The sequence below is a fragment of the Thalassospira mesophila genome, from assembly GCF_002115755.1.
In the GTDB taxonomy this organism is placed as follows: Bacteria; Pseudomonadota; Alphaproteobacteria; order Rhodospirillales; family Thalassospiraceae; genus Thalassospira; species Thalassospira mesophila.
Genome location: NZ_JFKA01000003.1, coordinates 431,946 through 455,078, shown reverse-complemented (window position 1 = coordinate 455,078; position 23,133 = coordinate 431,946). Strand labels below are relative to the sequence as shown.

Genomic DNA, 23,133 nt, shown 5'->3' with positions numbered 1-23,133 from the left:
GTCAAAGGATATGTAATCATAAACGGGCATCCCCTTTGCGCTTTTGCAAATCCCGAACTTTGGCAACCGAACGGTTCACCGATTCATTCACGATGGCCTTGATTTCTCCAGCCGATAATGTCGAGTTTCGCGCATCAACCTGAATAACGGGGGCATATGTAAAATTCTCACCCCCACCCTGATTGCGTGCGCCGCCACCCAACGCCATTTGCGCCAGCGATTTCAAACTGCCTGCCGTATTTTGTTGCTGCGCTTTGGTCAAAACCCGCTCGTCATCAAGCGCAATAATCGCCCGCTCATTATGGGCAAGGCCAACATTGCCACCCCCATGCAGGCGCGGGGCACTATCGAACGCACTGGCCCCAACCATACGGCTGCGCCCGCCTCGGCCAATATCGCCCCCATCGTGATAAATCCCGGCGGTATAGCTATTCCCAAACGTAGCCCCCGACCCGGCAGCAGCAGAACTGCCCGCAGTCGAACCCCCAAAAAATGACGATCCGATAGACGAAAACAACCCGCCCCAGTTAAACCCCGACGCGGCATTTTCCAACGGTTTGGTCACAGCCATGCGCAAAATAATCCGCGCAATATCCTGATCCAGCGCTTTCAAAACATCGCTGAATTTTTCACCGCTAACCACGGCATCCTCAAACGACCGACTGATAACACTACCAAAATCCCGCGAAAACTGCCGTGCATCGCGGGCCGCCTCGGCGGTCGCATCTTCAGCCTTGCGCAGCCGCTCCAGGTCCTCCACCTGTTTGCCAATCTGATCACGTTGCTTTTGCGAAAGTTCAATGCCTCCCTCACGGGCAACGGCCTCGGCTTCCAGAATGGCGCGCAGCTTTTCGCGCTCCACCCCTTGCACTTGCAACAACCGGTTTTCCTGCGCAAGGGCCGCTATGCTTTCATCAATCTTGGCACGCGCCTCGTCCTCGGCCTTCGTCCTGTCATTCAGTTCCGCAATCGCTTGCTGCGCGTCGTAATAGGCCCCGGCCACATCGCGAATTTTACTTGCCGCCGCATCATTGGCCTTAACCCCGGCTTCCTGCAAGGCATTGAAAATCGCCTGTTCGCGGGATGTACGGGTAAGCTGATCTTGTTGAAATTTCAGCTTTTCAATCACCTTGGCAATTTTATCGGTCTGATCCTTTGAACCACCAGACCCGCCACCCGTTCCCGAACCATCCCCCGCCGCGTCAATCGGTTTTTTGCCATTCAGCTTATCAAGCAAATCGTTCAAATCGGCGATTTGCTTGTCAGCCTGCTTGATCTGGCTTTCCAGCACAATTTCACGCGCCTGCGCACCGACAGGGCCACCAAGCACACCATTCTGATTGGGCTTCGCTAAACGCGCCTGCACCAGCTTTAATTCAGCCTTGGCCTGTTCGCTGGTTGCCAGGGCTGCCGCAAGGCGTTCCTTGGCCTCGGCACGGGCATTTTCCGCCGCCTTTGACGTCAGACTGTTTCCACTTTCCAAAACGGTATTTAACCGCTCGATGGCGGCCTTATGTTCGTCGGCCGCTTTTTCCGCTTCGCTTTGCGTCGTCGAAAGCAGATAGATCGCACCCGTCAAAACAGTAACCGCTGCCCCCACTGGACCACCCAGCAGCGCCATTGCCAAAGACAAACCTCGAGTAGCAAGGGTTGCGCCCTTCATCGCAACAGTCATCGCAACAGTTCCGGCAACCGCGGTCCGTGACAACCCTGCCGTTCGCATCATTTCCGTCGAATATAACAACAGCGCAGCCCGTGCGGATAAAGTAGATACCGCTGCCTGCCCCATACTCGCAATCATCGGGCCAAGAAAACGCCCCGCCGCCGCCGCACCGACCAGAGCTATCAAATCCGACAAACCGGATAGATTTTCCGTTAGCCCGTTAACCGCATCAGTTGCCAGGTTAAGCGCCCCGGCCATTACGTTAATGCCGCCGCCCTCGCCGATGGTGACATACAGATTATCTATCGCATCTTTCAGATTGGAAAAACGGCCAGAAAGATTTTGCATTTTCTCGGCCATCGCACCGCCAAAATTGGTGCGCGCCAAATCCTGCAAATATTTTTCGATCTCGGCAGCATTCTTGCCAATTTCCGTGGTGACACCGCGAAAGGTAAAGGCAACCTGATCGCCCTGCGAACTGGCCTTGATGCCAAATTCCTTAAGCCGTTCAAATTCGCCCGTGGTGGCATCGGCCACGGCCTCGATAAAATCCATAACCGACTTGCCGTTAAACGAACTGGCAAGATCACCGTAAGCACGAATCGCTTCAACTGACGGATCAAGTCCAAGGTTTTTCAACCTGATAAAAGCCGTTGTTACTTCCGAAAGCTGAAACGGGGTTTCCTTGGCAAACACCCGCAAATTGGCAAATGCTGCGTCCGCCGCTGTAACCGAACCAGTCGCAACCTTCAAGGCCGATTGCATATCCTGAAACTGTGTATTGACCTCGGCAATACCACTGGCGATCTGGGCAACGCTAAAGCCCACACCGAACGTGCCTAAAATACCAATCACGCTACGCGCCGACGTACCCAGCCCGGTCAAGGCGGTACTGCCCGAAAGTGCGGATTTCTCGATACGTGCAAGGGCGACCTGCCCATCCTTACCTAACCCCAAAAGGGCGCGTCGTACCGTATCGCCATCTTTCAGGGAAAGCCGGATTGAAACAGATTCACTCGCCGCCATCGCTTTCCATCCTTTCCGCAATCGCCGCCAACAATCCCTGTTCGGCATCGGGCAACAACCGCGATACAATTTCCGCGTCATATCCACGCAGCCGCGCCATTTCGATCAGGGCAGGCATATCAAGGCCAACAACCCCACCCATACCCCCAGCGCGCAATTGCGTATGCCCGGCACAAATAATATCCCAGGCCGCAAACCCGTCCTCGCTTTGCGGTTCATTTTCCACATAAGGGCACCGGCAGGTTTCACCATCGGCATTCTTGCCAAACCCGCCGCTAGCACAGGGCGCACCGGTTTCCCGGCATCCCTCGCAATAATCGGGCCCGCCACCAAAATGCCATTTGGCACGGGCCCTTAAACGTTTCCCTCGGCAACCACTTGCATCAGGGGCTTGGTAAATTCCTGCATGAACACGTCTTTAATGTCACTATGCAGCAAAACATCGCGCAGGTTTTCGGTGGTGATTTTACCAATCTCACCGGCCTTTGTTTTCACACCATCGCCATCCCATTCAATGATTGCAGCTTTCGCCAGGCACTGCACATAAACAAACTGGCGCACCCCGGCACACCAGTCCGGGTCAAGCAACTTTTTTTGCAAATCTGCAACGTCATGCTCCACCATCAGCAAATCATCGCTGCCATTAATGATATCGGCCATGACGCGGGCCGCCATCGCCCTTGCAGCTTCCACCAGCGGCGTTGTGCAGGGCCGCACCTTGACGCGCACCATCGGGTGCAGGTCAAGCCAACGCGGTTCACGCGGCAACTTAAGTTTGATCATTTTTGACTTTCATTCAAAATTCGCGCTATCGTTCAGCCCTTGATTGCACAGGGGGTTACACATGCGCGTTTTCATTGCCTTGGCTATTGCCGCATCACTGGCTGGATGCACAACCTACGACCGGGCACGGGCAAGCGATTTTGAACCACTGCCCGATGGTAAATTTCGCTTTCAAGCCGACAAACTATACCCCTACACCGAACAGGATCTAATCGGCTGGCTGGAAACATCGCTTAAGGAAAACAGCTATTGCCCGGCAGGCTATGAAATCACCGATAAAAAAGAAGTCGTGCGCGCCGAAACAATGTTTGGTGATGCAACCAGTCTGATTTTTTACGGGCAATGCAAATGATGTCTTTCGGAAAAATATGCCTGTTGGCATTAATCCCATTGCTTTCTATGACAGCATGCACCGCAATTGATCGCCCACAAATGTCCAGCTTTGAACCAAATTCCGACGGTACATTTCGCTATGAAGTCATGAAAAGCAGCAGCGACGGTGTTTACAACGAGGCCGACCGTTTGAACTGGCTCCAAATGTATCTGGACGACAATGCGCTATGCCCCAATGGCTATGAAATCACCGAAAAGAAAAACATTCTTGTTCAAAAAAGTTTTATCGGTGACGCATACCGGGAAATCATTTATGGCCGCTGCACATAACAGCGGCCACAAAATCAGTAGCTTTCCACGTCATTCACCAGCGTTGCCCGCAGCATATAATCATCATCCGGGTCATTGGCGGCCTGCCAGTTATATTCCGCCGAAATACCACCCGGCCCGTCAATCGACTGTTTCGGTTTGGGTAAAAACACACGCGGCAAACTGAATGTCAGGGCATAGCCTTCACTTCCCGGAATGGACCATCCAAATTCCATCGCCACCGGCGTTTGTGCCGCCACGGCATCGCGTACCGTTGCATCCGACGCATAACGCAATGTCACTGATCCCGTTGCTGTGGCCTCGCCTTCATCCGCCCCGTCAATCTTGTTATCGGACCGGATGGTTTCCACGGCTTCCAGATTATTGGAAAAACTGATACTTCCCGCCGTCACCGACGCCAGTTGCGACCCGTCAAGTTTGATAGAACCCGACCCTTGCGAAAACCGTTGCAATTCATATTCCGCCGGGGCGGCATCTTCACTGGTTGCCGCTGCCGTTTCGCCCTGCGCAATATTATTGTTCAGGGTCGCATTGACCGGGCCAGATCGCGACATATCGATCTGAAACCCGCCCAGCTTTAAACCCGATACCATGTTAAACACCGGCACCGTCAACGCAGGAAAACCTGTTTCAACCGACAGGCTGGGCAACACCCCGCCCGATGTGAAAACATGGCTATAGGTGCCATCTTCGTTATCGGTGGTAACAGGGGCACCAAACAGCCCCTTAAGCCAGAAACCAAACGCCCGCAAATCAACCGGAACCACAATGTCGCCATTTACCGTTACCGGCTCGTAAAACGGGTCCTGTGCATTGCGCCCCTGTCCCAAAAGCGCATCGGTTCCAAGGGGCTGCTCTGCCCCCACAGCAGTCGATTTAAACGACAATTTCGAATAAACACCGCCACCCGACCCATCCGGGGCAGTGCCATACACCGTTTCAAACGCACACAAAAGGGTAGCGTCCGCGCCAAGGGCACGCTGCTTTGCCATTGCAAATACTCCTGTTAAATGAAATCAGCCCAACGCCGTTGGCGCGATATAATCCATAGTCACCGGCACAGTTGCCGCCTTGATGGTGGCGGCTCCCTCTATCGGTTCGTCCACAATTTCCGGTTCGTTACAGGCGGCAAAATCAACCACCCCGCCCAAGGTCGGGTCGGCATCAATCACCGATGCCAACGCAACCAGAATGGCATCAAATTGGGCATCCCGCGCCACGGCGTCGTCACCCTGTACCAGAACCATAATTTCGGCTGTGTGCGCGATCTCGTAACGCAACGGCGACAAAATAGGTTCGGCTTTCAAGCTGCCATCGGCCAGGCTCACCAAACCACCCGCCGGAATGTCATCGGCCTCCGGTTCGTTGCGCTTTACCATCGATCCGTCAATTTCCGATATCTTGGAAAACAGGGCCTTCAAGGCCGCTTCGCGTTTACTTTCGGCCATTGCGCACCCTCAAATTTCGGACGATGTTATGAACAGCAACCCGTGCCCCGTACCTTTCGGCGTCTTTCACGTCAAACCGCTTTTTAAGTTTGACCTGCCGAACCAACACAAACATCGGCACAGTGACAACCCCGCGTCCATAGGCGCCACTTTTTAAGCGCCCGCCGTTTTTCCGCTGCCGTGATACCCGCCCGGTTTTAGTAAAACCAACCCCATCAACCACCAGCAAGGACGGTCCGTTGCGGCGATACACCAGCCGCAACCGCCCATACCGGTATTCCGGGAAATTTGACGGGCTAATTCGCTTGCCGCCCAGCCCCTTTTTCGGTGCGTTTTCAGTGGGAATTGCCAGATAAAAACCGCTACCGCTACGAATCAAAACGCCCTTGTCAAAGGCGTTCACAATTTTGGGTGCCTTGGTCCAGACAAGGGCCGCCGCATCAAAGCTGTTTCCGCGTTTCGGGTAAGCCTGATCGCGCCAGCTATTGGCAAGGCGGCTGCCCATTCCGGCATTGCGCACCTGCGCCCGCAAAAACTGTTTAACCTCGGGCGCAGTTTCACGAATCCCCTGTGTAACGGCTTTTTCCAAACCGTCGGATGTGACTTTCAGAACACGCCGCAAATCCCGCGAAACGTCAACACCGATCCTCATGTTTCCACCAGCCCGAACCGCCAAACCTTACGCGTGCTACTGGCTTGCGGCTTTTCGTTAATGGTATATGTCACCCCGTCAATTAAAAAACGGTCACCACGCCGGGGCTGCACCACATCACCGGCGCGCACTTCTATAATCATGCTGACCGACACAGCATTAAACCCCATCACCGACGCATCTATATCAGGCGACGAAACAATCACCCGCACACCCGGCACGGCCTCGCCTTCCTTTGGCAGGTATTCTGCCGACGTTGAAACAAACGGGTCATTAAAAACCGCGTCAAACACACCATCAAGCATCACCAGCCCCCCAATAAAACGGGCGGGGTAATCCCCGCCCGCCATCGCGTCACCAACCGTTTATTTTATCAGGCCGGGGTCACTGTCCCCACACCGGTATTAATCTTAACCACCACGCTGGTTGCGGCACTTTCGGCAGCTTCCCACGCGGTGCAGGCACCAACAATGTCGCCCTCGGCAGGCGCTTCCGACGACGGCACAAACGCCGACGCCGCCACATCAAAAATAACAGCATCGCCCTGGACAATCGCCGACCCGGCCGATTTTGGCAGGCTGAATACATCACACATCTGCACCGTGCCGCTTTCACCATCGGCAATATCAACCGCAGCAACGCCGATCTGGCTACCCACCACAACAGGCGAACCCGAAGCAATCGTGGCACCCGTCGCATTCACAAACAGCAGGCTACTACCTGCCTGAATATAGTTTTTCATTGCATCATTCCTGTTTTGCAATTCACCAAACGCGAAACGGGGCAGCCATCGCCACCCCGTTTTCGCTTTATCCCGTCAAACCAGATCAGGCACCGGGGTTGTAATACCCGCCATAGGTGCCGGTTGCGCCAGCGGCAAAGTCATGCACAACGCGCATTTCAAAGCCAAGATAATCAAACCCTTCCTTAACCATGACCTGTGGCGCTTCCGCCCCGTTCAAATAACCATAGGCAATGACTTCCTCGGCATTCGGATCGCAAAGCGTATACCAGTGATTGCCATCAATTTCGGCATCGGCAACAACTTCCAGCTTGCCGGTAAACGGGTTTACCTCGCCGGTGGTTGCCGCAAGGATCGACGACATCACCTTTTCGGCTTCCGTTTCCTTGTCCGGCCCAACCAGCAGAATTTTAGCCATAAGGTTAAGTGTAAGCCCGTCCGGCGTTTCCTGCTTGCGCATCGCTGCGCGTGCCTTACCAAGATTAGCCACATCAATCACCGTGCCAGTGGCAGCCTTGTTTTTATGATCAGCATGGAAAATCGCTTTACCGTCGGCCATCTCGATACCGGCACCGGAATTGGCATTCAGGACTGCAAAAACAATCTGATTTTCCTGCGCCGCGATCCGACGACCAACTTTACCAGGCATCCCGGCAATCGCCCCCAGATTGTCGTTGATCAGCAAATTGCGACCAAATCCAATCTTCCGCGCCCAGGTATCAAGACGCATGGTTTCCTTACTTTCGGAGAAAGTACCGGATTTCACCTCACCGTTTTCTTTCACCTTTTCAAGCGCCGGAAAATCGCCCGCGCTCAAAAAGCTGTGCGGGCGGAAATCAGCAAAGTTTTTCCGTGCGGCAAACCGGCGATAGGACGGGTTGGCAATTTGGTATTCATTGCGCAAAACCATATTGACGGAATCAGCCATCAAATAGGGAAAATCACTGGTTGAATGCAGCGCGGCCCGCGAAATAATTTCGCGGTTCCGCGAATTAACCGGATTACCACGCGACGCAAGGCTTTCTTCCGCAATCGCCATTGGGCCGTAGCCCCGGTATTTTTCCGCCATACCTTCCAGCTTGACGGCATTTGGCGACATGGAATGCGCCATTGCAACCACCAGCGCCGACCGCACCTGCGCAGGATCTTCATTCGATGCACCAAGGGCAATATGATTGCGGACCTCAACACCGCCATCACCCCCGGCATCGGCCAGCGCATCCAGTGCGGCACCGCGTACCACATCAATCGTGCTGCCAGCATCAATATGACGGGTCACAAATTCAGCATCAAGGCGGTGCCGGGTGGCAATGCCCTGAATATCAACAATGCGCTGGCGTTCGCCGGCAATTGCTGCGCTGCGTTCCGCAGCCACATCAATCGTTTCGGCCTGCCCCTGTGGGACGGGTTGATTTCCATTGTTCGGCTGCTGCCGCTCACTCGCGTTCAAGGTCATATCTGTATCCTTTGTACCATCAACAAGATCGGCGCAGCGCGCCAGTTCCACCACTTCAACGGGGGCATCATTACCCCCGTTACGAAAACCGGCCCCGGCATCTGCCGGGACCGCCACCAATGAAATCTCCATTAATTCCCAGTCAACCGCACGATAGACCGGTAATTTGCCTTCCTCGCGGGTGATTTCGTATTTGTAAACGTGATAACCAATTGACGTATTGGTCAGGATACGGGCCGCTACCTGCCGGTAAACCCGCTCGGCAATTTCATCGCCCCGGTCTAGCTTTGCCCTCGCAACACCTTTGCCATCGCGAATTTCGCCAGACAGGATCGCGCCCGCCAGGCTATCAACACTATTGCGATGATCGCGCAAAAGCGGGACCGCCCCGTTATTCAAACGATCCAGCCGCACATGACCGGGTTCAAGCGAAAGGACTTCCTCGTAAACCTGATCTTCCCAGAAATCGTACCGCCGAACAGCGGCCCCTGTTGTGAAAATCAGCTCAACAATACTTTCGTCCTGCTCACCCTTTTCATTTAGAACAGGCACAACCGTTGCTTCACGCAGTTGCATCGGCAACTGCGTCTTGCGCTTTTGATCTGGCATGAAATCAGTCCTCTATATTGGTCGGCGGCAAAACCGTTCCGTCGGGTCGTGCCTGTGTCAAACCGGCCCGGCTCACTTTGCGCGGGTCAATGTCCAAAACCAGTTCGTTATCATCAAACAACTTGTTGGCACCGGCAATGTCACGGGCCATCGTTTTCGGGTTATAACCCTGTTCACGCACCGCCTGCGGCCAGCTTTTAAAACCACCCCGAACCATTTGTAACAGCGCGGTCGTGTCCTTGGTCGGGTCAATCATTTCATGACCCGGTGGCGTATGTTCGGCGGCAATCGGGCCCGCTTTCCAAAGCCCGGCCAATTCACCAGCCTTTACAAATTCCCGCCACACCGGTTCACAAAATTGCGGAATAAAGCACAACCATTGCCATTGCTCCACCAGCCGGCGAAAATCAATCTTGCCCGCCCGCAGGCTCGAATAATTCGCCCCGGTCAAATCCCCGGTAAGCTGGTCATAGGTCACACCACAGCCAACGGCGATAGCCCGCAAATAGGTTTGCGACAACAAAATATGCGCTTCCGATTTGCTCGGGTTGGCAAACTCCACACTTTCGGAATCTTCAATATAAAAGATCGATCCCGGTTCAAGTGTTTCTTGCCGGTGCGTGCCTTTCTGGTTTGTCTGCCCGGTTAAAGGATTGCCGCTTGCCCCCCGCACAAACGCGGAAAAACAGGCTTCAACCTTTGCTTTCATCAACAAAGCACCATGATAATCCTGCAAATCGCGCAGGGCCGTCATCACCGAATGCAGCGTGGTAACGCCCCGCAACTGCCCCGGTCGTTGCATGTTGTACAAATGAATGATCTGCCCGGCATCAATCCGCATCGATGTCAGGTTATTGCCAACCACATGCTGGTAATTTTCGCCCGGATGTTCCTTAAAAATCCAATAGGCGATCCGTTCACCGCGCTTGTTAAATTCAATGCCCTGAACAATGTAATCACCATCGGACAACGGGCCGTTTTTGGTATGGTCCAGATAATCCGCTTCAATCACCTGCAACTGCAACGGCACCGTCAGTCCCAGCCGGGCGGCATCGGCCCGTGATCGCGACCGCAGCCTTACCAGAACCTCGCCACTTTCATGCTTTGCAATGTCAATCAGGCGCTGCAAACCATAAATGTTGGTGCGCCCGTCGGCATCGCATTGCGTGGTTTCTGCCCATTTTTTCCATGCGTCTTGCTGGGCATCGTCGCGTTTTTCGTCGCCGGTATTCGCCTGGCTAACAATGCCTGCGCCAATTTCGTTGGCCGCCATAATATCGACCATGCGTTTGGCATAGGGGTTATCACGCACCATTTGCCGCGCCCGGTTGCGCATAACAACAAGGCCGCCACCAACTTCCGAATTAGGCCCACCCGATCCCGACACCCAGCCATCATCTGTTAGCCGCCGCCGTGCCGCTTCATAGGACCGAACAACGCCAAGGGCCTGTCGCGCCTGCGCCCGACGCACCCCGGCAACCGGGTCAAAAAACCCGATCACTTTGTCTAATGGATTAATCCCCATGTCACGGCCTCCGAAATGCGGCCTGCGACACTCGCGCAGACGGGCCCTTAACGTCACCTTCCATCATGCGCAACACCTCGCGCATTTCGGCAATGCTGCGGTATGTCACGCTTTTTCCATCGACCTCCACTTTCAGGGTGCCCGATGCCATCGCAATTTTTAGCCGGTCAATATCGGCCTGCGTAAATGCCATTACCCCATCCATCCTTTCGGTCTTTTGCCAAACCATCCACTGGCCGGGTTGTCATTCCCCGCTTGCGGGGCCGCCGCCGGTTCCCTCGCCACGGGTTTTGACACCACATTTTCCGCCGCCGCCGTTGGCGTGGCCCTATCCAGCAAATCACCCTGCGGCACTCTGGGCGGCGTGGTTCTGTCTTTTTCCAGTACCAGCCATTCCTCGGCGGTTAACCGGTCCATGCCCAAATGTGCCGCCATCGCCATGTTATAAATGCGACAATCAAGCAAATGGTTCGGCCCGCTCGCTTCCCATGTCAGGGTCGCACGTCCGTTCTTGCTGCCTTTTTTCAGGTATTCAGCCGTGATCTGGCGAAAATACTGCTCGTCATGCAGTTCAGTGAAATAGCAATAACCGGGCGGGTCGGCATCGGCGCCAGACCCGTCACGCAGCCCGTCCTTGTTCAGATTGGCATAAAACGTGGCCTTTAAATCCCACGTTCCCACATGCCATAACTCGGCCCCGCGCTTGCTACGTTTGCCTTTAAAATTGATTTCCACCTTGGTCGGGGCTGACGAAATCGCCGCCTTGCCCCGCTCGCCATTGCCCTTGATCGCCCGTGCCTTGGGCCGCGATCTGGTCCACAAATAGACCTGATTTGAATTATAGCCCGAATCAACGGCAAAGGCGTCGGCCTGCCAGTAATTTCCATAGGCATCCGGGTATCGCCGATCATAAATAACATCCAGATCAGACCACACCTTGTCATCAGGATCGGCGGTGTTGCCGCGCAAAAACCCGGCATCAATCGACCAGCTTTTGCGATCCCGCCCCCAGGCAACAACCTCGTAATAAATACCGTCAGTCTGCACATCGCAGCCAACCGTTATCACCAACCCGCCGATCGGTATCACCCGCGCCGGGTACATTTCCCGACGAACAAACAACCGTTGCCAATCCGGGGCATCGCCCTTTTCTTCCCATGCTTCGCCAAGCCACAGGTTGGTAAAGGTTTTCAGTTTGTTGGGGTCATCCTTGGACTTAACAAATGCTTCCGCCACGTTGTCCCATGTGGTCAAAAGCGACGATATCGCATCAATGTGAAAACTGGGGTGCCGCCCCGGTTCCGGCTTTGTTGCCCGCCAGCGCCCGGCCTGCACCATGGCGCGTTTCTGGTGATGTTCAATCGGGCACCCGTTTTCAATGCAAATGTAATAGGCGTTGTACGGATATTCCCGGTTAAACTTTAAACCGTGTTTCACATCCTTGCCGCCGAAAACAAGGCGCTGGTAATGGCCACACCCCGGACACGGGCATTCAAAATACCGCTGGTCGCCTTCCTCAAAGGCGTTATCAATCCGGCTGATCCCCTTGATTGTCGGCGTACTGCCTTCAAATTTCTTGTAATCCCCTGTGGCATGAAACGCGATCTGGCGCGCATCCACCATGTCCATCGGGTCGCCCTGCTTGTCCAGGTCAAGCGGCCATTCGTCCACCTCGTCACAGCACATAAATTTGATGGTTTTGGACCGCAAATCCGATGCGCTGTTGGCCCCTGTCAAAACCAGCGACCCACCGGGAAACCGTTTCGACAAGGCTGTTGATTTCTGTAATGACCGCGTGCCGCTTTCGCGCACCTTGTCGCGAAGCGCCACAGTTTGGTCAATCGCAGGGGCCAGCTTTTCACGGTTAAAATCCTGCACCGACAATATGGTCGGAAACACCAGCATCGCCTTGGCCGGGGTGCAGGCCATAATCGTGGCCAGCCATGCAATCATCGATCCGGTCATGCCAACCTGTGCCGACTTTCTCACCGAAACCCGCGTAATGCCGTTATCGGCGGCAAGGCAATCCAGTATCCCCGGCGCATAGGGTGTTAATTCCGTCGACCATTTTTCCCCCGCGATAGGCCCATCTGCAACCACCAGGTTATCCCGCGCCCAGACCGATGGTAAAACAACCATGTCCGGGGTCATGCCCCGCGCAAGGGCGGCAAAAATCAGCCGCGCCGCCTCACTGGTTTCCGTCCTCGCTGTCTGGGTCATCGGTTGTCAAACTCGCAACAATGGTTTCTTCCAGCCCGCGCACCCGGCTTTTCAAAATCGACCGCACGGCCTGCACATCACCGTCCTGCGCGGTCGAATAGATTTCATCGGCCCAGCCAATAATCGCATCCATTGCCTGCCGCATCCGCCGCCCGGCAGTTACCATTGCGTCCTCAACATCCTGCTTGTTCAGGACCTTGCCAACCTTTTCCTCGTAATCAAGCTGCGCCATCTTCGCGTTGTATCGTTCGCGAAGCGCCCGGCTTTTCTGGTAGCTGGCATCACCGTTTGTTTCCGACGCCGCGACCGGCTGGGCCGGTTCGGATGCCGCATAATCAAACAAATCATCGCGATTTTGTCCGGCGGCATCTGTCGCAACCGGCCATTGCCCGGCACCGGAACCGGCATCGTCTAACGGGTCGGCCCGGCCCAGCGCCATTGCCCGCGCCGGGTCCGCTGTTTTTTGCAAGGCCCGGTCTGCCTGCACAAAATCAATCCGGCCATTGGGCAGCTTTTCAATCCGCCCGGCTTTCAACCATTTTGAAACGGCCTGCCGCGTAACACCGCAATGCCGTGCATAGTCGGCTTGCGACCCGACAAGCCCGGCATCATCCGCCATCAGCACCACCAAAAAACAAAGGCCCATCCGCAACGCGAAAGGGCCAGAATGTCAACTTGCACAAGGCTTTAATGGTAACACCGTCAACCGTGTAAACCTGTCAACCTCGTTTCAAAAACACCAAACTACCGAACACCCGCACTTCGCACACCCGTATACGTTGGGGGCCGGGAAGGACCCAAAGCCGGGGCCACCCATCACTCGAAACGGCGGGTTTCCGCCATCTTCACCCAAAAAAGCCAAGGCCCGGCACAATGGCCGGGCCTTGCAGGCTCAACAGGGAGGGAAAAGGTTCACGGTATCTGATCAAAAGAAAACGCCCGCCGGATTTCTCCAACGGGCGCGGTTCTGTTCGCTATGTCCAAGTCAATAGCCCGACCCCTGTCAACTGTCAACAGCCTTTTTTCTCCCATGCCATGGAAGGCGCGGAAAGCTGGGCTTTTCGATCACTTTGCCCAGCCGGGTGCTGGTCTTTAACCTCATGGACAAAACAGCCAAAGCATCCCAAACCCCAATGTATTTAAGGCGCGACTCTTCAACTTCGCGTCGACTCATTCCACCCTGCCAGCCCCCAGGCATCCAGTCAGGCAGATCAGCCATCCGCCCCGCCACGATCATATCAGACACCGGCCTAGCCTTGCGCAGATAGCGCTGCATCTTGACCGGCACCCCCTCGAACAACCCATCAATCACAATCCCGGCCCGCTCGTCGCGTAACATCCCCAGCGCCACCAGCCATATGATTTCCGCATCAAGGTCCACATCAGGCCCGCCGCGTGGCCCGCCACCATCCACACGCCCGCCCAACATGGCTTGGTCCATCATCACACCAGTCACGCTATGGCGCGGTGAAAGCCCGACATCGTCGATCCAGTCATCATTCGCGGCAATCGCCAGATCAACCCGTTGATCATGGATCGCCCAGCACAACGCCGCCCACACATCCATCGCACCACGTTTACCCATGTCAAAACCCTCCACGTACGGACTGCCCAAAACCCGCTGTTACACCCCATTTTGCAAGTGTAACACCTGTGTAACGTCTAACTGATTGATTTATATATAAAGTTACAATGTTACAGTTGTTACATAGTTTATATACATATGCGCGCACGCGCACACATGGGGGGATGTTTTCCTGTAACAGGCGTAACATTGTAACAATCGTTATTTTATAAGGGGTTATCCGTAACGCGGGTGTTACAAACGCCGATCCGGGCTGTAACATCTGCCGCAAAACCCACACCGGAACCCGCTTCAAAATCTGCGAAGCACCCTTTAAATCACGGGGTGCGGGGGTGGTATAGGTCATAGGACGTCCCCATTGTTATCGGGTTTGGAGATAATGGCAAGCGGGATCTTAATGCACCGGGTAAGCGCCCCGCCCAACCGCAACGGCCCGGCGGCAACAGCCCCCTCCAAACGCGCCAGCGCCTGCCGGTGAACCCCGCCCTGCCAGCGCGTTTCGCGAAACAACCGGGTTAAGGACTGGTGCTTGTTGGCCACCATCAAATATTCAAACCCGCGCTGTGTGCCCCGGTTGGCAGGGCCAAGTTTAAGGCCATACCCCGGCAAGGTTTCCTCATTCAGCCGTGCCGAATCCCCGTCACCCCGCGCACCAAGGTCCAACACCTTGGTAAGCAACTGCCCCACCGTCAAACGGTCCCCGCCGCGCCAGGTATCGACCTGACAGGACATAAGATGGTTAAGGCATTCGTCGGCCTCGGTATCGTTCTGTTCGGGTTCTTCAAGGCCCCAAACACTAATCTGGTCCGCTGCCGTACCGGCGTTGATCACAACATCATCCAACAACGTTTCCGCTGCCGCCAACACCGGGGCAAACTTGTCGGTTAACCGGCGCGAATAGGCCGAAGCCCCCAAAACACCCTGATAAACCAACAAATTTTCCAAAAAGCGCGGATATCCCAAAATCATCCGCGCCCAAATTTTCGGGCCAATTTCCTTAATCATGCGGGCGCGGGTGTTAAACGTTTCAACTGCGGCCGCATCGGCGCTAAGCGGACCCAGTTCCATAAAATGAATGCGCGACTGGTCCTGTGGTTTTGGTTCCGGGTGCAAAATACTGCCAAACACAAACTGCGCGGTAATCCGCTGCAATATCGCTTTCTGATCAGCACTGGCGCGCCCTACCCCGGCCTGATCATTGGAAAATCCAAGCCGGGCCAGTTCCATCGCCGCCGCCGCCCGTGGCCCCGGTTCCATTTCGTCCAAAAATACCGGCCTTGCCGCGCCCTGCAATGCGGCGCGCACAAACGCCGCACTGGCATCAGACGACCGCAACGTGTTGTCCAGCCCGCCCACAGGCTCGGTTAACAGCGTTAACAACTCCGTCTTACCAACTCCGGCATCGCCGATCAGCCAAAGCGTAGGCCGCCGCTGCAAGGCCCCGCAAATGCAAATCAAACCCATAATCCCAAGGCAGATATGCGACCCGGCAGGCGATAGAAAATTCCACGATTTCAAATGGTCATAGACCATCCGCATATCGCCAATGCGCGCCGGGTCATTCAGGGCCGGGCGCATCATCGCGGGCAATGGCGGCTGTGCCGGGTAAACCCACCCGTCATCCAGCTTGCGTCCCGCCTTCTCCACCTTATGGCCAGACGATAAAACCAGCCGGTCGCCACAATGCACAATCAGCCCGCCGCGAATATCCTTCCAAACGCCAAGCCCACGCACCTTGTCCGGCGAAAATATGCCCTTTATCGCACATTCCCCCATAAACCATTGCCCCACCATCGGGTAATTTGGCCCAACATAGCGTTCTTCCTTGTCATATTTGGGAAAAGCCGCCCCGGCCCAGCCAAGTTTGGTTTCAAAAAGCGCGGTGATTTCCTGCCGGTTGCCAAGGCTTTTGGCCGCAAGGTCGCGCAACTGCCCGCTGGGCGTTACAAAATAAAACCGGCCATCATTATGCCCCAGGCACTGCACCGGGCACGGCCCGGCATCCGGCAGGGCCGTGGCCCCGTCCGCCACATCCTGAAACGGGTTATCCTCGTCGATCCGGTCAAAATCAACATTCTCGTTGGCCGCTTGCTGATATTCCACTGCCATCACATCCCCCGGACCATATCGTTAAAATCCATTCCCGCCGGGGGCATTAACACCCGGCTTTCATAGCCAATATTCTGAAATTTTCGCCGCGCCCGCTCAAACAGGCACGCAGCCGCAACCGGGTCCTTGCTGTCATTATCGGCCAATACCGTCACTCGCTGCACATGCTGCACGGTTTTCCAGCGCGAATATTCATCATCCCCATAAGGTGGGCGAAAACCAGGGCGCGCCATGCGCGGGGCTTTGCTGGGCAACCGTTTTTTCGGGTCATCGCTGCGTTTGCGCCCTTCGCCCAGCCCGGCCCCGGCCAAATTATCAAGGCTATAGGCCGCTGCAATGCCCCAGTCCGGGCGGCGCAACATCCATGTCAAACCGTTTTCAATCCCCTCGGAAACCGCCATATGCGCCCGGATCGGCGTTAACCATATCCCCGCCCCCGAAAGGTCAGGCAAGGCAGATCGCACCTTTTTCGCCCCCAAAACCTCACCCGTCACCGGGCAAACCGGTTGCGCCTTGCCGCTGCCATCGGGCGCAATATAGGTCATATGCAACCCGGCAAAGCGCCGGTCGGGCATTAACATAATCGCCACCATGACGGGGAACCGCCCGCATAAAACCGCCTTGCGCCCCTTGTCGGGCCGGTTCCAATACGGGTGGTCTGGCAAATATCCCAATGTCGGCGGCACCACATCGGGCAACACCTTGCGCGACGCCAGGTAATCCGCCACCGGCGACCCCAAAACCGGCAACCGGCTTTGCCAAATCGCCATTAACCGCCCTGCCTCGGTCTGCTTTTGCGCCGCAAGGTCGGCCTCACGTCGGGCAGCATCACGCCGCGCCTTTTGCGCCAGCCGCTCGCGAGCCACCGGGTCATCAATGCCCGCATCCGACGCCAGGGCGCGTATCGCCTCGCTGGCACCTATCCCGCGTATCTCGGCATAAAACGCAATCACATCGCCATGCCAGCCACAGCCAAAACAATGAATAACCCCCTTGCGATCATTCACCTTGAAACTGGGCGATTTCTCGCCGTGAAACGGGCAAAGCCCTTCCATTTCCACCCCGGCCCGGCGCAGCTTCACAAACTGCCCCACAACCTCGCTGGGACGGTATTGCCCCTTAATGGCATCGGCCATGTCGGCCAATGAATGCTTGATATCGCTGTTCATTTCTCCGATCCTTTTGCAATCAGGGGATGCAGGGGGTTAAAATGGCGGATCGGCCACAAATTTCGATTTCTTGGGAAACAATACTGATCGCAGGCCCATTTATCGCTGGTGCTTCCGTCCTCGGGACCTCTTTCGGGGTCGCCATTTCCGACAGCTCTGCAACCGGCACAATCGCAGGCATCGTTCTGTACGACACCATTTTGCCGTTCATTATATCGGGCTGGGTAATGTTGATGTTCCACCCGAAAAACGGCCAGATCACCTGGACAGTAAAGCCAACGTGGTCGGCGAAGACCGGCAGAACACCAATTTTGCTTTTGAAGTCGGCAGCTTGCCTTCTTGCAATGTCGCCCGCTATTCAGTCTGCAGACCTTGCAATAAAAACAATTCACTATCTGCCGATAATTGGATTGTCGCAAAACGCCCAAAACCGTTGCGTAATGTCCAAAGAAGCAATTGAAGACCCTTTGAACTCCTACGATCCAAATCTCAGCAAAACAACCAACTGGGTGTATGTCTACTGGCCACCGAACATAACCCAAAGCTACCAGTCCATCATCGACCGATGCAAAGCGGTGGTGCCAAAACCCTTGCCCAATAAATGAGAAAGCCGGCAACGTTCGGCCATTTCCAATCACCATCGCAGGAACACCATGAACCTCACACCAACAACCATTGATGAAGTTCTCAACACGGTAAAAGCAGGCGGCATCATCATCATCGCCTTCTTTTTTACCTTCGGCGTGGTCAATACCTTTACCGAAACAGGCTATGTTGCCCTGCTGTGTCAAGAGATGGCACAGGTGGCCTTTTCTTGCGGTTTTTCCGTCTATATGTTCTACGCAATCTTTACTGGAATACGTGCGCTCTGGCTTAGTGGGCGCCCCGCCATAGCCCTCCAGATTGAAGCAATTACGCTTATCACCGTTATCTGCACCCTTGCGAGTGTTGCTCTCCAGTTGGCAAACACCCATCGCGTTATAATCGTCTCGAACATGCCCCAACGACAGGCCATTGCCTGTGTCGATAAAGGGTTGCACGACGTGATGTTGATCAAGGACCCGGGGAACACCTTCACCAAATATATCAGCTCGCTTCGTTTCGGCCTGATCTGGGACAGCTTCATGATGTCGGACAGCGTGGAACAAGCATGCCAAAACGCCATCACAACGATGCACCCAAGACAGGGGCAATAAATGTTCGATTACACCAACTGGACGCCCAAAAACAAAGCAGACGCACGACTTTACGTGAGCATCAATGGCGTCATACTGCTGACGATGCTGGCAACAGCCCTGGCATCTGACGGCTACAAAGCATCCATGATCATATATTTCGCCGTTCCATCGGCCGTTTGCTCGTTTATTACTTTTGTATTGCTCGTTGGCACAGGCATGTCTCAGCACAAAGACAACGAAGAATTGCCAAAGGGTTTCTGGATTTTCACATCCACCTACAGCATTTACTGCCCGGACAATCATGCAATGCCTCCGGAGAAAAAGAGCACTTGGAAACAAGGAGCCTTTGCCTCTGCTCTCTATTACACCCTGACAATTTATAGCATTGTGGGCGCCGGGACAGCCGCAGTTGCAAACGCCTATATCAATACCCCCCTCAAGAAATCCGCCGATCTGCAAGTTTGCGCTTCCCTGTTTTTTTATATGAAACCCTCCGCTATCATGTTCGTCCCGGTCCTCAATCTTCGTTACTTCAATGAGTCTTGCGGGGAACAGATCTTCCGCGATTTTGGACGATCCACAGTGTTCCAGAAAAAAGAAGACAAAGCTTGGCAAACACCCTCGCCCATCCCCCAAAAAGACGCCGAAACAACACCTGAAACTCATTCCGCCCCCTCCGAAACACCGGCCAAATAAACCGCGTCCCGCAACAAGGATTGCACCCATTCATGGGCAAGGGACGTGCCTTTGGCGGTCAGTCCATCTGCGCCGCCCGTTAATTCAGCCAGGCATTGTAATTTAACAATCAGGTCCGAAACCTGACTGGCCCGGATGGCGCGAAGCTGGGCCTCGCGCCATTCCAGCAAATGGCCGTCACTGTCACAGTCACCAATCCGGCAAAGCGCCCGATAAACCGCCTCGATCCCGGCAATATTGTCTGGCAGTGATAAAGCGTTGGGTGCCTGCGATGCAGCCGATGCGCTGGCGCGTTTTTGTGGGCCTGAATGTTTCATTTTAAACACCCTCCCAAACAACACGGCCAATCACCACCCCGACCGGAATATGATAACGCACGCCTGAATCATAAATCTTGCAGCGGTCAAACCATGTCGGCACCGGCGGATCACCAAGGATCGTCACCAGTTCCGGGGTACGGCCATCCTCACAGCGCACCACAACCGCCCGCTCACCCCGCGCCGGGTTGCTTTCGCTGGTATCAACAATCACCCGCTTGCCCGCGATGGCAAACAAAGCATGACCCGCATTCAGGCGCGGCATATCCATCCCGGCAGGCGGCATCCGCCCTGCCAAATCCCGCGTCACATCGCGCACAATATCGGCCCGCAAGGCCGCAATCTGATCATTGGAAAAATGAAAGCTGCTTACCGCATCGGGGTGCGGGGCAGGAACGGGCTTTTGCCCGGTCATCCAGTCATAAACCCAGTTCGTCACCTGCACGGCGAACCGGGGCGACAGCCATTGCGCAAGATGGATGGCTAATTTGGGGTGAACCCAAGTACCCTGTTCAATACGATCTCCACGCCCCTTAATTGGCGCAATCAGCTTAGAAACGGGAATCCCCGTTTCTAAGGCTAACTCGTCAAGAAACTCGTGGGTCGCCACCAAACGGCGATAGTCATTAAACTGCTTACCAACCACGCGGCACATGGCAGTCGCATGGACATACCCGTCACTTGCGCGCTGGTTGATAACGGAATCATTAATGGCATGAGGAATAAGCTGTGCGATCATAACAAGCCCTCTCGATAGCGTTTCACAACACCACCAAAACGGCTTTCGACGACCGCGCTGGTGGCGGGAGGTTCGAAACCTGTCGAGAGGCAGGCGGGTTTATTCCCCTTTCGGGTCTTATATTCACCGCCCTCCCGCCCTAAGCGAGAAGCTGCACCCGGAATCCGGGCGCAAAAATAGCCGTAACTGACGTGACGGCTGGCCGTCTCGATACGAGGGTTTCGACGCCCCCACAACGGATTTATCCCGTTGATAGGCCAAACCATACGCCCGCCATCGCCTACCGTCAACTCAAGATCCACGACTACACCTCGGGCGGGACGACCTTCCGCCCGCTCAAGGCGTTGAAAAGACCATAGATATCTTGCGTTGCTTGCTTTCGGTCCAAATCAAACTGCCGTTGCTCTTCAGGTGTCCGACCAATCGCCAACTCAAAATCATTCAATGCCGAAACCACGACTGAAACTGGAACGTTAAAATACTCACCCGCTGTCTGGTATTGCGCGAAATCTGACAACAAACACGCCTCGACTTCTTTGTAATTAAAGCAGGCTGGCGATAAATAAAGCATTCTTGGCGATAAATTTGGCGCGCCAGCGACCGAACGATTAATACTTTTCATCCGCTCGACAGGGTCGGCACTACGACCTATTTTGACAAGCCGCGCCGACATTTTAACGACATACACATAGCCGCTATAATGCTTGTCAACTTTGGGAGCAACTTCACGCGAGAGCGCTAATGCGTTGCCTTTGTACAGAACATTTTCGCTTGCAAATACGGGCATAACAATCACCTCAAAACGCACACTCAAAGATCAACAAACGCATCATCACATCAAACCATCCCTCCGGCGCGGCCGAGGACACACCCAATCCCATCAGCGACAAACAGGTCAATTGCAATAATATTCGCCTTTTAAAACGAACTTATAAATTGACAACCAGATCCACAAAGCAACACACTGCAACCGTTGGCGGAATTTCCACAGCCACTTTATTCAAACCACATCTCAGATACGCACCTCGCCGACCAAACCTTATCCATTACTCGCCATTCGCTTACCAAGAACCGAAGCCAGAACTATGCTTATAGCTTCTTAGTAGAAACACCAGGGTCTATTCCTCAGTCAAACCCTGAAAAGGAATAAATGATAATATTCCAGGGCTCACCCCTCTTCATGGAGACACAAATCAATGATAGAAAATCTTGAATTTGACATACAATCAACATTTCTAATAGAGAGGCGCGATGGGCAGCTTCTTCAAGAGATTAGCGGAATAAAAACGAAAATTTTTCCGGTTTACTTTAAAGACATAACAATACGAAAAGTCTTTCAAAGAACTTGGCAAGGAGCAAACAAAACAGAAATATCTGATATTCTTGCGATACACGACATGTTTGAAGCACTTCATGATATATATTACATCATAGATAGATGGCATTCATATAACACGCAAAACCTTGATAACATAACGAAAGCATCACATGGAAAAAAATCATCTCATTTTGAATTCAATAATAAACCAGCAGCCTCCGATGAAAAACCGTACTCAAAATCAACAAAACCCTTCGACACAAAAATAGAAATAAAATCCCCCCAAGGAACATTCGTCATACTAAAAAACGAATCAGCAGAAGACCCTACAAAAGCAATATATTCAATAAGAGAAGAAATAGGAAACATAAAAGAAAAATTAAAAAAAATCATAGACTCTGAAAAAGAAAACTTCCTCAACCTAGCTAAAAAAAACGGGATACTCGACCCAGAAAAACTAAAAATACTTGACACAAACATTGATCCTTACTTTTTTAATTTTGACAAAGAATACAATGGATCCTCATATAAATCTATTTACTTCAAACACATGAATCCTAAAAAATGAAAACTTGGAAACTCGAAAACTTCATACTCCTCACAACAGGAAGTATTTGCGGAGGCTTGTAATTCGGCTTGATCGCAACCGACATTTTTGATGCAGTTCTGCGTTCTGATTTTATTCCTGACACTATTGACAGTGGCTGGGCAACATTGATTGGTAGCTTTCTGTCCAGCCTATTAGCTGTCTTGCTTTTTCTAACCCAACGTCGGATCGATATTAGAGACAATCGCCACAGACAGCAAACGCAAGCGCTCGCGACTACCAAGTCGGTAAAATATAATTTGGAAATAGCCTGCAAACAATTTCCAAGAAAAAATATTTCCACTAAATCAGAAAACAAAGATTTCGAATACAGCAGCGAGGATATCAGAAAAGTTTTACATGGAATCGCCGCCTTCTCTAGAATACTCGACGAAAACATCTCGGATGCAGAAATCAGGATTCAAAACCTCCTTAATTATGACATGCTATATGGGCATCAAATCGACCAGATCGAAGCCTTAAAAATAGCTTTCAGAAAGCAGGCTCGCTCCATTAAAGAGCTACGGAGAGATATTGAAGAACGCTTGCATGCCCCCCAGCCAGCCCTGAGTGGCTATTTTCACAATTTGAATTGTTAACCAGTTTTCATGATCTAATTTCGACTATTGGAAATAAAAGCTTAAATGAA

At 53.6% G+C, this 23,133-nt stretch carries 26 protein-coding genes; 7 read left to right on the top strand and 19 right to left on the bottom strand.

Annotation, left to right across the window (positions count from 1 at the left end):
- Nucleotides 1-16: 16 nt before the first annotated feature.
- The 3 genes from TMES_RS10060 to TMES_RS10050 form a co-directional block, all read right to left on the bottom strand.
- Entirely contained in the window at nt 17-2,689 is a 2,673-nt protein-coding gene (locus tag TMES_RS10060) for a tape measure protein (protein ID WP_085582003.1), read from the bottom strand.
- Nucleotides 2,676-2,915 carry a DUF7697 family protein gene (locus TMES_RS10055; protein ID WP_085582001.1) on the bottom strand — a complete coding sequence of 80 codons (240 nt, stop codon included), beginning with the start codon at nt 2,913-2,915 and terminating at the stop codon, nt 2,676-2,678. Before TMES_RS10055 ends, TMES_RS10060 begins: the two co-directional genes overlap by 14 nt.
- A gap of 128 nt (nt 2,916-3,043) precedes the next feature.
- The gene (locus TMES_RS10050) at nt 3,044-3,472 is read right to left on the bottom strand and encodes a hypothetical protein (RefSeq protein WP_085581999.1); all 429 of its coding nucleotides are present in this window, start codon (nt 3,470-3,472) and stop codon (nt 3,044-3,046) included.
- 61 nt (nt 3,473-3,533) lie between these two features.
- Here TMES_RS10050 and TMES_RS10045 point away from each other — a divergent pair, with 61 nt between their 5' ends.
- Complete coding sequence (locus TMES_RS10045; protein WP_085581997.1) at nt 3,534-3,824, top strand: hypothetical protein; 291 nt, start codon at nt 3,534-3,536, stop codon at nt 3,822-3,824.
- A gap of 80 nt (nt 3,825-3,904) precedes the next feature.
- Entirely contained in the window at nt 3,905-4,135 is a 231-nt protein-coding gene (locus TMES_RS10040) for a hypothetical protein (protein ID WP_143589606.1), read from the top strand.
- Between the two features lie 14 nt (nt 4,136-4,149).
- Here TMES_RS10040 and TMES_RS10035 read toward each other — a convergent pair whose 3' ends face one another.
- The 13 genes from TMES_RS10035 to TMES_RS09975 all read right to left on the bottom strand — a co-directional run bounded on the left by TMES_RS10035 (nt 4,150) and on the right by TMES_RS09975 (nt 17,650).
- Nucleotides 4,150-5,127: a phage tail tube protein gene (locus TMES_RS10035; protein WP_085581993.1), complete on the bottom strand. Its 978-nt coding sequence runs from the start codon at nt 5,125-5,127 to the stop codon at nt 4,150-4,152.
- Nucleotides 5,128-5,151: 24 nt separating this feature from the next.
- On the bottom strand, nt 5,152-5,583 hold the full coding sequence (locus TMES_RS10030; protein WP_085581991.1) for a hypothetical protein: 432 nt from the start codon (nt 5,581-5,583) through the stop codon (nt 5,152-5,154).
- Nucleotides 5,570-6,235, bottom strand: a complete 666-nt coding sequence (locus tag TMES_RS10025; RefSeq protein ID WP_211275896.1) for a DUF6441 family protein — start codon at nt 6,233-6,235, stop codon at nt 5,570-5,572. Before TMES_RS10025 ends, TMES_RS10030 begins: the two co-directional genes overlap by 14 nt.
- Nucleotides 6,232-6,585, bottom strand: a complete 354-nt coding sequence (locus tag TMES_RS10020; RefSeq protein WP_085581989.1) for a head-tail joining protein — start codon at nt 6,583-6,585, stop codon at nt 6,232-6,234. The genes TMES_RS10025 and TMES_RS10020 overlap by 4 nt, the downstream gene beginning before the upstream one ends.
- A 23-nt stretch (nt 6,586-6,608) precedes the next feature.
- The gene (locus tag TMES_RS10015; RefSeq protein WP_085581987.1) at nt 6,609-6,977 is read right to left on the bottom strand and encodes a DUF2190 family protein; all 369 of its coding nucleotides are present in this window, start codon (nt 6,975-6,977) and stop codon (nt 6,609-6,611) included.
- Nucleotides 6,978-7,062: 85 nt separating this feature from the next.
- Nucleotides 7,063-9,042 (bottom strand): prohead protease/major capsid protein fusion protein, encoded by a 1,980-nt coding sequence (locus TMES_RS10010; protein ID WP_085581985.1) that lies wholly within the window; start codon nt 9,040-9,042, stop codon nt 7,063-7,065.
- A 4-nt stretch (nt 9,043-9,046) separates the two neighbouring features.
- Nucleotides 9,047-10,567, bottom strand: coding sequence for a phage portal protein (locus TMES_RS10005; protein WP_085581983.1), 1,521 nt, complete (start codon nt 10,565-10,567; stop codon nt 9,047-9,049).
- A 1-nt stretch (nt 10,568) separates the two neighbouring features.
- Nucleotides 10,569-10,760 (bottom strand): phage head-tail joining protein, encoded by a 192-nt coding sequence (locus TMES_RS10000; RefSeq protein WP_085581981.1) that lies wholly within the window; start codon nt 10,758-10,760, stop codon nt 10,569-10,571.
- Nucleotides 10,760-12,787: a phage terminase large subunit family protein gene (locus TMES_RS09995; RefSeq protein ID WP_085581979.1), complete on the bottom strand. Its 2,028-nt coding sequence runs from the start codon at nt 12,785-12,787 to the stop codon at nt 10,760-10,762. The genes TMES_RS10000 and TMES_RS09995 overlap by 1 nt, the downstream gene beginning before the upstream one ends.
- Nucleotides 12,756-13,406, bottom strand: a complete 651-nt coding sequence (locus TMES_RS09990) for a helix-turn-helix domain-containing protein (protein ID WP_143589605.1) — start codon at nt 13,404-13,406, stop codon at nt 12,756-12,758. The genes TMES_RS09995 and TMES_RS09990 overlap by 32 nt, the downstream gene beginning before the upstream one ends.
- A gap of 384 nt (nt 13,407-13,790) precedes the next feature.
- Nucleotides 13,791-14,372: a hypothetical protein gene (locus tag TMES_RS09985; protein WP_085581975.1), complete on the bottom strand. Its 582-nt coding sequence runs from the start codon at nt 14,370-14,372 to the stop codon at nt 13,791-13,793.
- A gap of 342 nt (nt 14,373-14,714) precedes the next feature.
- On the bottom strand, nt 14,715-16,481 hold the full coding sequence (locus tag TMES_RS09980) for a hypothetical protein (RefSeq protein ID WP_085581973.1): 1,767 nt from the start codon (nt 16,479-16,481) through the stop codon (nt 14,715-14,717).
- Entirely contained in the window at nt 16,481-17,650 is a 1,170-nt protein-coding gene (locus TMES_RS09975) for a CHC2 zinc finger domain-containing protein (protein WP_085581971.1), read from the bottom strand. The genes TMES_RS09980 and TMES_RS09975 overlap by 1 nt, the downstream gene beginning before the upstream one ends.
- Nucleotides 17,651-17,691: 41 nt before the next feature.
- Between TMES_RS09975 and TMES_RS09970 the strand changes: the two genes are divergently transcribed.
- From TMES_RS09970 to TMES_RS09960, 3 genes are read left to right on the top strand one after another with little or no spacing between them, the layout of a single operon-like run.
- The gene (locus TMES_RS09970) at nt 17,692-18,255 is read left to right on the top strand and encodes a hypothetical protein (protein ID WP_143589604.1); all 564 of its coding nucleotides are present in this window, start codon (nt 17,692-17,694) and stop codon (nt 18,253-18,255) included.
- A 48-nt stretch (nt 18,256-18,303) separates the two neighbouring features.
- Complete coding sequence (locus TMES_RS09965) at nt 18,304-18,846, top strand: hypothetical protein (RefSeq protein WP_085581967.1); 543 nt, start codon at nt 18,304-18,306, stop codon at nt 18,844-18,846.
- Nucleotides 18,847-19,524 (top strand): hypothetical protein, encoded by a 678-nt coding sequence (locus tag TMES_RS09960; RefSeq protein WP_085581965.1) that lies wholly within the window; start codon nt 18,847-18,849, stop codon nt 19,522-19,524. It begins immediately after the preceding gene.
- On the opposite strand, the gene TMES_RS09955 is transcribed toward TMES_RS09960, so the two are convergent.
- The 3 genes from TMES_RS09955 to TMES_RS09945 all read right to left on the bottom strand — a co-directional run bounded on the left by TMES_RS09955 (nt 19,491) and on the right by TMES_RS09945 (nt 21,367).
- On the bottom strand, nt 19,491-19,841 hold the full coding sequence (locus TMES_RS09955) for a hypothetical protein (RefSeq protein WP_085581963.1): 351 nt from the start codon (nt 19,839-19,841) through the stop codon (nt 19,491-19,493). The two genes, TMES_RS09960 and TMES_RS09955, sit on opposite strands and share 34 nt — an antisense overlap.
- Before the next feature lies 1 nt (nt 19,842).
- The gene (locus TMES_RS09950; RefSeq protein ID WP_085581961.1) at nt 19,843-20,580 is read right to left on the bottom strand and encodes a KilA-N domain-containing protein; all 738 of its coding nucleotides are present in this window, start codon (nt 20,578-20,580) and stop codon (nt 19,843-19,845) included.
- A gap of 304 nt (nt 20,581-20,884) precedes the next feature.
- On the bottom strand, nt 20,885-21,367 hold the full coding sequence (locus TMES_RS09945) for a GIY-YIG nuclease family protein (protein ID WP_085581959.1): 483 nt from the start codon (nt 21,365-21,367) through the stop codon (nt 20,885-20,887).
- Between the two features lie 409 nt (nt 21,368-21,776).
- Here TMES_RS09945 and TMES_RS09940 point away from each other — a divergent pair, with 409 nt between their 5' ends.
- A complete protein-coding gene (locus TMES_RS09940) occupies nt 21,777-22,466 on the top strand; it encodes a hypothetical protein (protein ID WP_085581957.1) in 690 nt (229 codons plus the stop codon).
- A 68-nt stretch (nt 22,467-22,534) separates the two neighbouring features.
- The gene (locus TMES_RS09935; RefSeq protein ID WP_085581955.1) at nt 22,535-23,083 is read left to right on the top strand and encodes a hypothetical protein; all 549 of its coding nucleotides are present in this window, start codon (nt 22,535-22,537) and stop codon (nt 23,081-23,083) included.
- The last annotated feature ends 50 nt before the right edge of the window (nt 23,084-23,133 follow it).